The following is a 14,371-nucleotide window of genomic DNA, read 5'->3' on the forward strand; positions in this document are numbered from 1 at the left end:
CTTATCCCACCCTGCGCGCCAGCCACGCATCGAGCGACAGGCGTCCCGGCCCCATCGCCACCACTGCCAGCAACAGCGCGCCCCAATAGAAATGGTCATTGACGGCTGCCGGGCAGTCGAACTGAAACAATTGCGGGTACGACACGACCGCCATCACATTGACCGCGCACAGCGCCAGCGCCGCCGGCCGCGTCAGCAAGCCGATAAACAACAGCACCGGCAACGCCAGTTCCCCCACCGTCCCCATGCCGGCCGCCAGCTCCGGCGGCAACAGCGGCGTCATGTATTCGTAGCGGAACAAATCCAGCGTGGCATTCCAGTCTTGCACTTTGACCATACCCGACTTCAGGAATTGCCAGCCCACATAAAAACGGATCGCCAGGCTGGCCAGCGCCACTCCCCAGTCGGATAAGAACGCATCACCGCACGACAGGCGGCGGTGCAATGCCATGAAGGTATTCACGTGTTGCTCCAATCGTTGATGGCGCCCGCCGCCAGCCAGCATTGCAGTTGGCCAGCCATATCGAAATCGTCATCGGCATCGAATGCCGCATCGAGCGCCGCGCCAAAGTTGCCGCCATCGCGCAAGACCGCCAGCGCCGCATGCGACGCGGCGGGCAGCGGCGTCACAGCAGTCTTCCAGCGCGGACGCGTCACCACGCAATATGCGGGGACCGTCATGTCTTGCGGGAAAGGAGGTCCGTCCGGCTGGTGCGCCTGCCACAGCGCCACCACGTTGCTGGACAGCGCCAGCGGCGTGCAGGCCGGATGCAGGCCGGGTGTGCACTGCTCGAATGCCTCCGGCGCCACGCTGGCCAATGTTTCCGCCGTGGCGGCCGGCGCATCGGGTGCGTAGTGGGCGCGGTGCAGCGTCCATTCCAGGGTGGCCATGTCCGGCAAATACGGCAATTGCGCGACATGCGGGAAACCGGCCAGGAACCCGGCGAAGTGCGCGCCGAAACGGTTCAGGTCACCGCTGCCGGACGGATGGGCGCGGCCATATGCTTTACTGAGCGCTTCAAAGAAGGGTTCCCCCACCAGTTGCGCAATCACCGGATACGCCGCCGCCATGACCTTGTGCCACGTCGCCGACAGGTTGCCTCGGTAGAGCGCAAAGCGGTGCTCCAGCTGCGCATGGGGCGCCAGCGGGGCGATCGCTTGCGGTGTCTGTGCCGGATCGAACAGGCCGTCGGCGAAGGCTTGCTGATGCCGCGCCAGGGGGGATGGAGGCGATGCCGATGGCGACTCATCGCTACCAGCGTCCATGGCCGCAGCTTCCCCGGCGCCGCGCAGGACGGCCCCGTTGCCGCCGCCAGTTCCGTTCGTGGCCGCCGAGCTGAAACGAGGCTGGAAGGTGGCTTCGCCGCCAATGGCAACAGTCGTGGCAGCCAGGCCAGTGCGTTGTCGCATGGCCTCCTCGCCATCGGCCAGCACACCGGTGGCCGCAGTCCCGGCCCCGCCGCGCCACACTGGCGGCAGCGGCCCCTGCTGTTGCCGCACTTGCCTCATCAGGCAGGCGCGCGCCTTGTCGGCCTCGCCCAGCAACACATCCAGCGCCGGAATATCCGTATCCCATTCGATCAGGGTCGGCACCGCGCCGAAACGCTGCAGCGCCGCCCGGTACAGCGCCCACACGGGTTCCGCCACCGTGTCGCCATGGTGGTCGATCACCGCGTGCGGCGTCACCAGGTGGCCCGCCAGGTGGATTTCCCCCACCATGCCGGGCGCGATGGCGGACAAGGCGGCCAGCGCATCTTCGCCGTGGTTGCACTGGTTGACGTACAGGTTGTTAATGTCGAGCAGCAGGCCGCAGCCGGTGCGCTTTGCCAGTTCGGCCATGAAGGCCGCTTCACTCATCGCATCGTCGCGGTAGCGCACATAAGTCGACACGTTTTCCAGCAAGATCGGCCGCTGCAGCGCATCCTGCACTTGCTGGACCCGTGCGCACAGCAAATCCAGCGCGGCGCCATCGAGCGCCAGCGGCAATAAATCGTTTAAATGGTGCGCCTGCACGGCGCCCCAGCACAGGTGCTCGGACACCAGCGCGGGCTCCAGGTCCCGCACCACGCCGCGCACCCGCTGCACGTGTTCAGTGGAAAAGCCGCGCGCCGAACCCAAACCAAGGCCGACGCCGTGCAGACTGACGGAATAGTCGCGCCGCAGTGTTTGCAGCACGTGCCAGTCCCAGCCTGCGCGGTCCAGGACATTTTCCGTATGGACTTCGAGCCAGCCCGTGGCGGGCCGCTGCTCGAGGAATTGCCGGTAATGGGGCGCCCGCAGTCCGACACCCGCGCCAAGCGATGCGGCAGTGGCTTGATCGGATGGCTGACCTTGCGCATCGCTGGCGTTTGGCTGGCGGCGGTCATACAGCATCGCGGGCTCCAGTCACGCCAGGATTACTTGGCGGGCGGCGTGGTTTTGCCACCGGCTTTTTCGCAGGTACCCTTGGCGACGAATTTCCATTCCGTGGCGGCGTTATCTTCCTTGGCCTGGCCGGCGCACGAGTGCGCGCCATTGGCGGCAGCGCAATCGTTCTGGCCTGCCTTGGCGATGCCATAGCATTTTTCCTTGTCGCTGCCGCCTTTTGGCATATCGGCAGCGGATGCCGCGCCGGCGGCGCAAACGGTTGCCAGGGCGGCGGCGATCAGGGCTTGGCGTTTGTTCATGGTGTATCTCCTCAGGTGGATTAAAAAATGGCAGCGCAGTGATCTGCGGCTGCACGGTAGTCGCGCCAGGCTGGCGCATCCTTACAACTATTTTGAATTATTTTTTCAGAAATAAAAAAGCCCGGAACTCGATGTCCGGGCGTGGTATCACATCAGCGCAACGTGCGCCGCAACGGCCATTCAGGCTGATGTTCAGGCTGTGGTATTGATGCGGGTGCCGAGATTGGGCGGCAAGTTGGAAGCCTTGGGAACCGGCGGAATCGCTTCAACCAGCGCCTGTGCGCTCGATGCCTGGACTTCCTGGGCTTTCTTTTCCACCGCCAGGGCGACATCTTGCTTGATGCCGGTATCGGCAATCGTGGTGGCAGTTCGTGCAATTCCGCTTACGTCCATGGCATCCTCCCAATCAGGCCTATCCCCCGGTTACGGATGATTTCCGTGGGACTTTAGGGCGCTAAGCAATTTTTTTCATCCAGTCCGCCAGCCAGGCCAGCACGGATTCACGCGCATTCAAGTCCAGCCAGGCGATTGCGGGCGGCGCATCGGCGGGACGCGGCTGGTCGGACGCCACCGCGACAATATACGGGTCGTGCGGATACAGCGGCGGACGCCCCGCTTCCAGCCGGAACACTTCCAGCTTGTCATAGGCATAACTTTTAAAACCTTCGACCAGGGTCAAGTCGGCCGGCGCCATGCGCGCCAGCTGCTCATCCAGCGTGGGCTCGGGGGCGCCGCGCAATTCCTGGATGATGGCAAAGCGGTAAGGCGACGCCACCATCACCTCATGGGCGCCCGCCATGCGCAGGCGCGCGGAATCCTTGCGCGGCGGCTCGAGTTCCAGGTCATGGTGGCTATGTTTGATGATATTGACCCGCATGCCCTTCCCCGCCAGTTGCGTGACCAGGAATTCCAGCAGCGTGGTCTTGCCACTGCCGGAGGTGCCGACTATGCCAATCACGGGTTGCGTCAAGGCGGGGGGAACTGCTTGCATCTCGGTCCTTCACAATAATGAGTTAATACGGCACCCGGTAGCGGTAGCCACGGAACGTGAATACCGCGGCTTTCGGTTGCAGCCGCTCCAGCACCAGGCCGGGCGCCACCTCATCGCCTTCGCGGCGCAACGCCTTGTCGATCAGGACCAGCCGGTCGGCCGGATTTTTCGAATACATATAACCACTCATGGCGACCGTGGGCAAGATGCGCTGGATCGGTTCCGGCAAGTCGCGTGCGGCGGGGATGAATTCTTCCTGGGGCTCGGGCGCGGCGGCTGGTTTGGCGGGAGCGGCGGCCACTGTTGCCTGCTGCTGCGCCGCCGAGGACACCGGCTTGGCGGGTGCACCGTTGGCAGCGGTCCGGGGTTCCGGCTGGGTCACGGAGGACGCCGTATTGCCCCGGGCTGCCGCACCGGCCATCGGCGGCTGGTCCGCGCCCGGCCGGGCCGCCACGGTGCTCGCTGGCACTGGCACGGCCGCCGCTGTAGCCTGGGCGGGAAGCGCCGCCGCCGGTTGACGCGCGGCTGATGGTGGTGCGGCCGGCGCCTGTGCTGCCGACAAGCGGGCAGTTGAAGGCTGGGCGGCTGGCGCCTGCGCTACCGGCGCCGACATGGCTGATGGCTGCGCGGCTGATGGCTGCATCGCTGATGGCTGTACCGCTGACGGGTGGATGGCAGGCGCCTGCGCCGCCAATTGCCCCGCCGATGGCGGCGCAGACGCTGTCATGGGCTGCGCTGCGGCTGGCGCCTGCGCCGGCACCGGCTGCCCGCCGCCAGGCTGCGCCGCCTGTACCGTGCCTGCCTGCAAATCCGTCTGGCCAGCCGTTGCCGGCACTGGCATCCCGGCCTGCGGCGCCGTCACCGCCGGCGCATCCTGCCGCCACCATAACGCCAGCCCGAGTGCGGCAACCGCCGCCGCGCCGCCGAGCGCGGCCGGCAGCCATGCGGGCCGTCCGGACTGGCTCGCCGCATAGGCGTCAATGGTCGGCGCATGAACATCTGGCGTGGCGCCCAACTGGCGTTCGGCCTGGGCTTTTTTCAGGGCTTCAAGTATGTAAGACATCGTTTATTTTCCCGTCACCGCCGCCGCATCGCGGACCAGGCGGGGCTCTTGCACACCGGCCAGCTGCTGCAGCCGCATCATGGTTTTCGGTCCGGCCACGCCATCGACTTTCAAGCCTTGCGCCTGCTGGAATTCACGCAGCAACTGCAAGGTCGCGCCGCCGAGGGGACGGTTGTCGCGCGGCTTGCGTGCGCCCTGCAAGTCCGCCAGGCGGCGTGCCAGCCAGTCCACATCGGCGCCACGATCACCCTCCACCACTTCATCGCGCCATGCGCGGGGCGCGCGCCACAACGTCGTGTAAGCGCCATCGAAGCGCAACGCCAGCGCGTCGGCCGCCATGGTTTCGGTTTTGCCGCCGCTGCGCACGACCGCTTGCCGTCCATCGAGCCGCTCCAGCAACACATGGCGCCGCGCGGCGCCATCGGTCAACAGCAGCACTGCCGGGCGATCCAGGCCCCGCAACTCATCCAGCCCGCCCTTACCGTGCAGGCAGCGCAAATTCAGCCGCGCCGCGCCGGCACAGAAGTCCCCTTCCGGCACTTGCTGCCCCCACAGCGCCGCCAATTGGCGCAACGCCGCGTCCGCCGGCAACACATTGGGGTCAGCCCCCGGTGGCAACACGGCAGGCTGGGCCGGCGCACCCGCAACGGCCCCGGAGGCCATCCCCGTTCCATTCGCCGGGTTCGCCCTCATCCCGTTTGCCGGACCAGCCCCCGGGGCATGCGCCGCGCCTTGTCCACCCTTGGGGTCAGACCCCGGGGTGGACATGGCAAGCGGCGATGTGGCTGCGGATGAAGTCATGGACGGCAGCAATTGCCACGCCGCCGCGCCCGTCAGCACCGCCCCGGCCAGGACACCAGCCGCCACATACTGCCAGCGGCGGCGCGCCGGCGGCGGCGCGGCGGCGGTATCGGCAAACACTTCAGCCGCCGCGCGGCGCAGGATGGCGCGTGTCACCGTTGCCGTATTTTCCACGTAGGCGCCCAGCAGGGCCCGGTCACACAGCAGGTTAATCCGGCGCGGCACGCCGCCTGTCATGCCATGGATGACGGACATCAGCTGGCGCGGGAATGGCGCGCTGTGCGCCCCCGCCACGGCCAGCCGGTGCCCGATGTAGCTGCCGGTTTCTTCCACCGACAACGACCCCAGGTGGTAGCGCGCAATCACGCGCTGCGCCAGTTGTTCCAGTTCGGGGCGGGCCAGCATGGCGCGCAATTCCGGCTGGCCGATCAAAATGATTTGCAGCAGCTTGCGCTCGGACGTTTCCAGGTTGGTCAGCAGCCGCAATTGCTCCAGCACGGCCGGCGACAGGTTTTGCGCCTCGTCGATGACCAGCACGTTGTTGCGTCCCGCCGCATGGCTGGCCAGCAGATGGCGGTTGATGACGTCGATATAGCCTTTGACACTGTGCGGCCCATGCGCCGCTTCGGGCATGGCAATGCGGAATTCCTCGCAGACCGATTGCAGCAATTCTTCCACCGTCAGGCGCGGATTGAAGATGTAGCCCAGCTCGCAATTGGCGGGAATCTGCTCCATGAAGCAGCGGCATACGGTGGTCTTGCCGGCGCCGATTTCCCCGGTCAGCAGCACGAAGCCGCCACCACTGCCCACGCCATACAGCAAATGCGCCAGCGCTTCGCGATGGCGTTCGCTCATATACAGATAGCGCGGGTCGGGCGCGATGGAAAACGGCGACTGTTTCAGCTGGAAGAATTGCGTGTACATGAAGCCCCTGGCGCCGGTTCCAGCGCGGGCCTCACCTTAACGCGGGCGGCAGCGGCTTGAACTTGGCGCAGTAAATCTTGGATTTGCGGTCGAAATAAACGATCCTGCTCCCCGGCTTGGTTTCCCGAACCGGAAAGCGCGAACTGTCAATTTTCGCATACCGGACGCCGCTTTGGGCAGAGACTGCCTTTTCCAGCAAGTCCGGCGTGGTTTCCGCCACCGCGCCGACGAACACCAGCGGCCAGGTATCGTCACTGACCATCACTTCGCTGATCTCGGTATCCCACAGCCGCGCATCGGGCGTACGGAACCACCAGGCGCCGCCGTCACGCTTGTAGGGCGGGCCAAAGAAACGCACCATGTAATCGTAAAATGGCTGGTTGCTGGTGTGATCGTTGCACAGCAGCGCGCTGCCGATCACCGTGCCGAAAGTGGTGGGCGTGACAGCATGAGCGGAGAAGGAAGCGGCCAGCAAGACGCCGCACAGCGCGAACACCAGCCGCATGTCAAGCCTTGGACAGCCACGCACGGTTGGCGCTGATTTTTGCCTTGGCGGCAGCGGGCAGCGCTTCATAGCAGCCCGGATACTGTTTCAGCGCGCCTTCGCGGATTTCCTTTTGCTGGCCATTGATCAGGAAGACATACAGCACGCCGCCTTCGCCTGATTTCCTGGTTCCTAAATATTTGATCATATTGGTTCTCCCGTGCAGGCCGAGCCGCGCACACGCTTGCATGCATTATGACACCATCTTTCCGACATGCGCCGCCTGCCTGGTTAACGGCAGCTCAGCGGGAAAACTGTAATCGTTACAAGGCCGACAACCATGGATCGGCCGCCGGATCGGGAAAGACTTGTGTCATGAAATCAACGAAGGCCCGCACCTTGGCCGATACCAGCTTGCGGCTGGGATAAACCAGCAACACTTCCAGCCGTCCCGTGCAGTATTCCGGTAACAATTGCACCAGTTTGCCCGTACTCAAGTCGCCACCCAATGTGTAGGAAGTACGCAACATAATGCCCATGCCGGCCAGCGCGGCCTGGCGCAACACTTCGTTGCTGTTGGAAATCATCTTGCTGACGATGGGGACGCGGATTTCCTTGCCATTGCATTGCACGCGCCAGGCGTGATGGCGCAGCTGGTCGAAGGAGTGATTCAGGCAATCGTGGTCCGACAAGGCTTTCGGCGCCAGCGGTTCGCCGCGCCGCCGCACATAGTCCGGCGAGGCGGTCAGGATCACAGTGGAACTGCCCAGCGGCCGCGCAATCATGTTGCCATCCACTTTTTGCACGCCGATGAAAATGCCGGCATCGTAACCATCTTCGACCAGATCGACGGTGCGGTCCGCCAAGGTGACGTCCAGTACCACATCGGGATGGGCCGCGGCAAACCGGGGCAGCAATTGCGCCAGCTGGGACTGGCCAAAGTTCGGGTGGCAATACAGCCGCAGCGTGCCGGAGGCCTTGCAGGCGGCCGCCGAGGCGACCGCATCCGCTTCATCGATATCGGTCAGGATTTGCCGCACACGGTCCAGGTAGCCATTGCCGGTTTCCGTCAGCGACAGCTTGCGCGTGGTGCGGTTCAACAGGCGCGTGCCAAGGTGCTGCTCCAGGTCCGCCACGTGGCGCGTGACAACAGCGTTCGACATCTCGAGCGCCGATCCGGCACGGGCAAAGCTGCCCTGCTCCACCACTTTGGCGAATACACGCATCGATTGCAGCCGGTCCATACCACCCCCTCATTATTTCCAATATAGGAATTGTGCATTGCGATTATTCGCCTTTTTTGCGGACATCGCAACGACTACACTGGCAACATCAAAACATCGCTTAGTTTGAATCCCCCAAAGGAGCCTGACATGAATACCAAACACACCATCGCCGCCATCGCCGCAGCCCTGCTGGGCGCCACGTCCGCCTTCGCGGCCGAGACCCCGGCCCCTACCCAGGCCGCGCCAGCACAGCAAGCCGACAGCAAACCCGTGCTGCTGGCCAGCGCCGTGGCCACGGCCAGCGCCGCCGGCGCCACGGTCGCGGCCACCGCGGTGGCGCCCATCGCCGCCAAGCCAGCCGGCCGCACCCGCGAAGAAGTCCGCGCCGAAGCCGCCGAAGCCGTGCGCAACCACCGCTCGACCATGTCGCAGCAGTACGACCTGCTGAAGTAATCGACATTACGGTGCCTGGCCCCTGTCATTACGGTGCCTGACCCCTGCATGCGCCACCACTAGCGCACGCCCCACCGGCAACTCCAGCATGGCGGCTTGATGAATCCAAGCCGCCCTACGTATTCACCGTTCCCGGTCCTTACCGCAACATTTCAGCGCCGGTTTTTTGCAGTTGATCCCCCGAATTCGCGCTTTCATCCCTTTCCGCAGGCCATCTCCCGGCAAGTAGCATATTGTTCACACACTTAACTTGAGGTGTGACAAATGAACAATTTGATAAAAACCACTGCAATTGTCTCCGCCCTGGTGCTGGCCGGCCTGGCGCAAGCCGATAACAAGGATGACAAGTCCCCCGCCACGGAAACCCGCACCGTCAGCGCCTTCAGCGCGATCGACCTGTCCGGCCCGTTCAACGTGGTGGTGTCCGACAATGGCCAGACTGGGCTCACCTTGCGCGGCACCCGCCGCCAGCTCGACAATATCGAAACCAAAGTGGAAAACGGCACCCTGGTGGTGCGCTCACTGAAGAAACAAGGCTTCACCATCAATATCGGCCGTTCGCCCGAAGCCGCCACCGTGACCATCAGCGCGGCCGGCCTGCAAAGCTTGCGCACTGGCGGCAGTGGCGACGTGAAAATTGAAAAAGTACACGGCCAGCAATTCGCGCTGACCTCCAACGGTTCCGGCGACGTGCGTGCCGACGGCGCCGTCACGAACCTGGTGGTGCGCGGCACCGGCAGCGGCGACATGGACTTGCGTGCGCTGCGCTCGGCCAGCCTGAACCTGCAACTGACCGGCCCCGGCGATACGCATATCGGCAACGTCACGCAAGACGTCAACCTCGATGCCAGCGGCTCCGGCGATCTCGATATGCACGACTTGAAAGTCGCCACGGTCAATGCCTCTGTGCATGGCCCCGGCACCGTCACCCTGCGCGGCAGCAGCCGTGACATCCGCGCCGAAGTCGCCGGCTCCGGCGACCTGGAAGCGTGCAGCCTGAATGTGGAAAACGCTTCCGCCGTGCTGCGCGGCCCGGGCAACGCCTGCATTGCCGGCGCCATCAAGAAATTCGATGCCGAAGTGCATGGTTCCGGCGACCTCAGCGCGCGTGGCCTGCAAAGCAATAATGTGCGTGTGATCCTCGACGGGCCCGGCAATGTCGACCTGTCCGGCACCAGCACCACCCTGAGCGCGGAAGTCAGCGGCTCCGGCGACCTCAACGCGAAAGACCTGGTGGTGTCGCGCGCCGTCACCCGCAACCGTGGCCCTGGCAACATCTACCTGAAAAAAGTCAGCGATACGCTCGACGCGGAAGTGCGCGGCTCCGGCGACCTGAAGACCACCACCCAATGTGAAAAAGTCAAAGTCACAATGAGCGGCCCGGGCCAGGTGCTGCTGGACGGCACCACCGCCAGCCTGGACGCGCACCTGACCGGTTCCGGCAACCTGGAAGCGCGCAACCTGCTGGCCAAGCAGGCTGAAATCCAGGTCCACGGCCCCGGCAACGCCACCGTCAACGTACAGGGTCAGCTCAACGCGGGCAACACCCGCAGCTCCGGTAATGCGGCGCGCGTGGTGTTGGTTGACCGCAGCGGCGTGCGCGAACGTAACTGATCTCCCCTATCTCCTCCTGGTTTGTCCTTGTGCCCGGCTCACGCCGGGCTTTTTTTCGTTTACACGCTCCGCCACCGAAAAAAATTGGCATTAAGCCAGACCACCTGCAATACCAAATTCCCACAACATCTTTCCACATAAAAACAATCACTTAGCTTCACCATAGCAAGAAATTACGCTAGTCCACTTCCTCATTTTTTAATACCAGTTAAATACCTGTTGACAAGCTGGTTAGGCAAACTTATAGTGCCCCTCAGCTTCTCATCTCGGATTACAAAATGATCGAATTCTTCATCGGCGTGGACGGCGGCGGCAGCGGTACCCGGGTGCGTATCGAACGCAGCAATGGTGTACCTGTGGGCGAAGGCGACAGTGGCCCATCGGGCTTATTGCACGGCATTAAGAATGCGTGGAATTCAGTGGAAGAGGCCGTTGCTAAAGCCTTCCAGGCCGGCGCGCTCGACGTGCCGCCGCGCGCCACCATCGCGATCGGGCTCGGCCTGGCGGGCGTGCATAACCCGCAATGGGCGGCCAATTTCGTCGATGCCAATCCGGGCTATGGCGCCGTGGCGCTGGGCACCGATGCCTACACCACCCTGCTGGGCGCGCACAGCGGACAACCGGGCGCCATCATTGCCCTGGGCACCGGCAGCGTGGGCGAAATCCTGCTGCCGGACGGGACGCGGCGCGAAGTAGGCGGCTGGGGTTTTCCGGCCGGCGATGAAGCCAGCGGCGCCTGGATCGGCCTGTCGGCCATCAACCACGTGCAGCAAGTCCTCGATGGCCGCGTGCAAGGCGGCGCCTTTGCCATCGCGGTCGCGGTGGCCTGCGGCGGCGAGCGCCACGCGATCCAGGTCTGGCTGGCCAACGCCACGCAAACCAGTTACGCCAAGCTGGCGCCGATCGTGCTGCAGCATGCCAACAATGACGCCACCGCGCGTGAAATCCTGCTGGAAGCGGGGCGCCAGGTGGACTTGATTGCCACCGCGCTCGATCCGCAACGGCAGTTGCCGATCGCCCTGTGCGGCGGCCTCGGCGAACCGATGCGCGCTTACCTGCCGGTCGATTTGCTGCACCGGATCGTGCCGCCGCAGGGTGACTCGGCGGCCGGCGCGCTGCGCCTGATCCGAAAAAAAGTGGAGCCCTGATTATCCGTGCCTGATACCGCAGGTGTCAGGTACTGCAAGCTTCCCGGCGCCTGGTCCTGCGGTATCAGGTACTCCCATCTAACAGAATGAAAGGCTAGCCATGCTCGATCAGTTGAGCGATTTCAGGCCGGATCACACCAGCGACACGCCACTGTATATGCAGCTGGCCAACAAGCTGTCCGATAGCATCGCCTGCGGTGACTGGCGCGCCAATGAAGCGCTGCCGTCGGAGCGGGTGCTGTCTGAAATGCTCGACATCTCGCGCGTCACGGCGCGCAAGGCGATCGACTTGCTGTGCGACCGCGGCATGCTGACCCGCAAACGGGGTTCCGGCACCTATATCACGCCGAAGCTGGAACAGCCGCTGTCGCGATTGACCAGTTTTTCCGAAGAGCTGCGCCAGCGCGGCTTCACGGCGGGTTCGCGCTGGCTGCAGCGCGAACTGGGGGTGGCGGCGCCGCTGGAATTGCTGTCACTGGGCTTGTCTCCTAATATGCCGGTCGCGCGCTTGAAGCGCTTGCGTACGGCGGACGATGTGGTGATGGCGATAGAAACCTCGACCATCCCGGCAACCTATATGCCGAACCCGCACAGCGTCACCGGGTCCCTGTACGGCTACCTGGAAGCAAATGGCACGGTCCCCATGCGCGCCCTGCAGCACATCCGCGCGGTCAATGCGAATGCGGAACAGGCCCGGCTGGCCAATATCCAGCCCGGCGAAGCGATGCTGCACATTACGCGCGTGAGTTACCTTGAAAACGGCGCGGCCGTGGAGCTGACCCACTCCTATTGCCGCAGCGATTATTATGAATTTGTAGCGGAGTCGCGCAGATGAGCGGTGCAACAATCCAAGGCAATATCCTGACCCCGCAAGGCTGGGTTCAGGGCGGTATCACGTTTGAAGAACGTATCGCGGCGGTGCAAGGCACGGCCGTCAACCCGGAGCGCAATGAAGCCGACTATATCCTGCCGGGCTTTATCGACTTGCACGTGCATGGCGGCGCCGGCAAGGATGTGATGGAAGGCGGCGACGCGGTCCACACCATCGCGAAAATCCATGCGCGCCACGGCACCACCAGCTTGCTGGCCACCACCATGACCGCGCCACAGGATGAAATCGACGTGGCGCTGGCCGCGATCGGCAAGGCGGTCGCGCAGCGCGGCAAGAATGAAGCGCGGGTGCTGGGCGCACACCTGGAAGGTCCGTACATCAATTCCGGCAAACTGGGCGCGCAGCCGAATTTCGCGCGCGCAGCCACCCTGGCGGAAGTGCAGCGGCTCGAAGCGCTGGCGCCATTGCGGGTCATCACCGTGGCGCCGGAAATCGCCGGCCACCTGCAACTGGTGCGCGAGCTGGCCAATGAGGGCATGCGGGTCCAGATCGGCCACACGCTCGGCTCCTACGATGACGGCGTGGCCGCCCTCGAACACGGCGCGTCCGGCTTCACCCACCTGTTCAACGCGATGAGCGGCCTTCACCACCGCGAGCCCGGCATGGTGGGCGCGGCGCTGGCCCATGCCGAATACGCGGAACTGATTCCCGACCTGCTGCACGTGCATCCGGGCGCGATCAAGACCGCATTGCGCGCGATTCCGCGCCTGTACTGCGTCACCGATTCAACGGCCGCCACCGGAATGCCCGATGGCGAATATATGCTGGGCCGCCATACCGTGCACAAATGCATGGGCGGCGTACGCCTGCCGGACGGCACCCTCGCGGGCAGCACCCTCACACTGGACCAGGCGCTGCGTAACCTGGTAGGACTCGGCCTGCCCCTGGCGGACGCCTCGGCCCGGGTCTCAACGCATGCTGCCGATTACCTCGGCTTGCAGGAGCGCGGCCGCCTGGTGGCCGGCGCATTTGCCGATCTGGTGGTACTGGATCGCGATCTCAATATCAAAGCCGTTTATATCGAAGGAGAACGTTGTGACCTCAATGATGCTTAAAGAAGCCCTGTCCGCCGCTGAATGCGTCGCGCTGCAACTGGCGAACGACGCCGACCGCTACGCGGAGCTGGGGCGCAAATTGAGGAGCACGCCGTACTCCACCGCGCTGACCGTGGCGCGCGGCAGTTCCGACCACGCGTGCAATTACATCGCGTACCTGATCATGGCCCGCCTGGGACGCGTGGTGGCGTCGCTGCCGATGTCGCTGGTGACCTTGCACAAATCGCCGCTGATTACCCGCGACACGCTGACCATCGCCGTTTCGCAATCGGGCCAGAGCCCGGACGTGGTGGAACCGATCCGTTACTTCCGCGATGGCGGCGCCACCACCGTGGCGCTGGTCAATGACATCACGTCGCCACTGGCCGGCGCCGCCGAATGGGCCATGCCGCTGCATGCGGGCAAAGAGCAATCGGTGGCCGCCACCAAGAGTTTTATCACCAGCCTGGTGGCCGGTGCGCGCCTGGTGGCGCAATGGCAAAACGATCCGGAATTGCAGGCGGCCCTGGCGGCACTGCCGGAATCGCTGTCGCAAGCGGGCCAGCTGGACTGGTCGCCGGCCATCGACGTGCTGGCGCCGGCCAAGAACATCATGGTGGTGGGCCGCGGCATTTCCTTCCCGGTCGCACTGGAATCGGCGCTGAAATTCAAGGAAACCTCGGCCCTGCAGGCGGAAGCGTTCAGCGGCGCGGAAATCAAGCATGGCCCGATGGCGCTGATCGACGAAGGCTATCCGCTGCTGATCTTCGCCACCCGTGGTCCGACGCAGGCCGGCTTGCTGGCGCTGGCCGATGAAATGCGCGGCCGTGGCGCACGCGTGCTGCTGGCCGCCCCAGACGACGTGGCGCAGCGCGACCTGACCTTGCCGGTCGCCGCCACACCGGACCTGGACCCGATCGTGGCAATCCAGGCGTTTTATGTGATGGCGGCGAAATTATCGGCGGCGCGCGGTCTCGATCCGGACAAGCCACGCCACCTGAACAAAGTTACCAAGACCCATTAATTGCACGTAGGGCGGGTTCTACGAACCCGCCTTGCATGCGTCGCCGCAAAT

At 64.3% G+C, this 14,371-nt stretch carries 16 protein-coding genes; 6 read left to right on the forward strand and 10 right to left on the reverse strand.

What is annotated here, in order from left to right:
* Position 1 precedes the first annotated feature (1 nt).
* The 10 genes from AC1RRC_RS09090 to AC1RRC_RS09135 all read right to left on the reverse strand — a co-directional run bounded on the left by AC1RRC_RS09090 (position 2) and on the right by AC1RRC_RS09135 (position 8,173).
* A complete protein-coding gene (locus AC1RRC_RS09090; RefSeq protein WP_493054965.1) occupies positions 2-463 on the reverse strand; it encodes a DoxX family protein in 462 nt (153 codons plus the stop codon).
* Entirely contained in the window at positions 460-2,373 is a 1,914-nt protein-coding gene (gene bufB / locus AC1RRC_RS09095; RefSeq protein ID WP_493054966.1) for an MNIO family bufferin maturase, read from the reverse strand. Before bufB ends, AC1RRC_RS09090 begins: the two co-directional genes overlap by 4 nt.
* Positions 2,374-2,396: 23 nt before the next feature.
* The gene (locus AC1RRC_RS09100; protein WP_493054967.1) at positions 2,397-2,666 is read right to left on the reverse strand and encodes a BufA1 family periplasmic bufferin-type metallophore; all 270 of its coding nucleotides are present in this window, start codon (positions 2,664-2,666) and stop codon (positions 2,397-2,399) included.
* A 192-nt stretch (positions 2,667-2,858) separates the two neighbouring features.
* Complete coding sequence (locus AC1RRC_RS09105) at positions 2,859-3,059, reverse strand: YjfB family protein (RefSeq protein ID WP_493054968.1); 201 nt, start codon at positions 3,057-3,059, stop codon at positions 2,859-2,861.
* A gap of 61 nt (positions 3,060-3,120) precedes the next feature.
* Entirely contained in the window at positions 3,121-3,657 is a 537-nt protein-coding gene (gene mobB / locus AC1RRC_RS09110) for a molybdopterin-guanine dinucleotide biosynthesis protein B (RefSeq protein WP_493054969.1), read from the reverse strand.
* A gap of 22 nt (positions 3,658-3,679) precedes the next feature.
* Positions 3,680-4,720 (reverse strand): general secretion pathway protein GspB, encoded by a 1,041-nt coding sequence (locus AC1RRC_RS09115; RefSeq protein WP_493054970.1) that lies wholly within the window; start codon positions 4,718-4,720, stop codon positions 3,680-3,682.
* Positions 4,721-4,723: 3 nt separating this feature from the next.
* Positions 4,724-6,445 (reverse strand): AAA family ATPase, encoded by a 1,722-nt coding sequence (locus tag AC1RRC_RS09120; protein WP_493054971.1) that lies wholly within the window; start codon positions 6,443-6,445, stop codon positions 4,724-4,726.
* 31 nt (positions 6,446-6,476) lie between these two features.
* A complete protein-coding gene (locus tag AC1RRC_RS09125; RefSeq protein WP_493054972.1) occupies positions 6,477-6,950 on the reverse strand; it encodes a hypothetical protein in 474 nt (157 codons plus the stop codon).
* Between the two features lies 1 nt (position 6,951).
* A complete protein-coding gene (locus AC1RRC_RS09130; RefSeq protein WP_493054973.1) occupies positions 6,952-7,137 on the reverse strand; it encodes a hypothetical protein in 186 nt (61 codons plus the stop codon).
* Between the two features lie 115 nt (positions 7,138-7,252).
* Entirely contained in the window at positions 7,253-8,173 is a 921-nt protein-coding gene (locus tag AC1RRC_RS09135; protein WP_493054974.1) for a LysR family transcriptional regulator, read from the reverse strand.
* Between the two features lie 129 nt (positions 8,174-8,302).
* On the opposite strand from AC1RRC_RS09135, the gene AC1RRC_RS09140 reads away from it, so the two are divergent.
* The 6 genes from AC1RRC_RS09140 (at position 8,303) to AC1RRC_RS09165 (ending at position 14,320) form a co-directional block, all read left to right on the forward strand.
* Positions 8,303-8,608 (forward strand): hypothetical protein, encoded by a 306-nt coding sequence (locus AC1RRC_RS09140; RefSeq protein WP_493054975.1) that lies wholly within the window; start codon positions 8,303-8,305, stop codon positions 8,606-8,608.
* 264 nt (positions 8,609-8,872) lie between these two features.
* Positions 8,873-10,222, forward strand: coding sequence for a GIN domain-containing protein (locus AC1RRC_RS09145; protein WP_493054976.1), 1,350 nt, complete (start codon positions 8,873-8,875; stop codon positions 10,220-10,222).
* Between the two features lie 278 nt (positions 10,223-10,500).
* The gene (locus AC1RRC_RS09150) at positions 10,501-11,370 is read left to right on the forward strand and encodes a glucosamine kinase nucleotide-binding domain-containing protein (protein WP_493054977.1); all 870 of its coding nucleotides are present in this window, start codon (positions 10,501-10,503) and stop codon (positions 11,368-11,370) included.
* Between the two features lie 100 nt (positions 11,371-11,470).
* The gene (locus AC1RRC_RS09155; RefSeq protein ID WP_493054978.1) at positions 11,471-12,205 is read left to right on the forward strand and encodes a GntR family transcriptional regulator; all 735 of its coding nucleotides are present in this window, start codon (positions 11,471-11,473) and stop codon (positions 12,203-12,205) included.
* Positions 12,202-13,317, forward strand: a complete 1,116-nt coding sequence (nagA, locus tag AC1RRC_RS09160) for an N-acetylglucosamine-6-phosphate deacetylase (protein ID WP_493054979.1) — start codon at positions 12,202-12,204, stop codon at positions 13,315-13,317. The genes AC1RRC_RS09155 and nagA overlap by 4 nt, the downstream gene beginning before the upstream one ends.
* The gene (locus tag AC1RRC_RS09165; RefSeq protein WP_493054980.1) at positions 13,307-14,320 is read left to right on the forward strand and encodes an SIS domain-containing protein; all 1,014 of its coding nucleotides are present in this window, start codon (positions 13,307-13,309) and stop codon (positions 14,318-14,320) included. The genes nagA and AC1RRC_RS09165 overlap by 11 nt, the downstream gene beginning before the upstream one ends.
* Positions 14,321-14,371: the final 51 nt, after the last annotated feature.

The organism is Pseudoduganella sp. GW821-FHT12E03 (assembly GCF_058807115.1).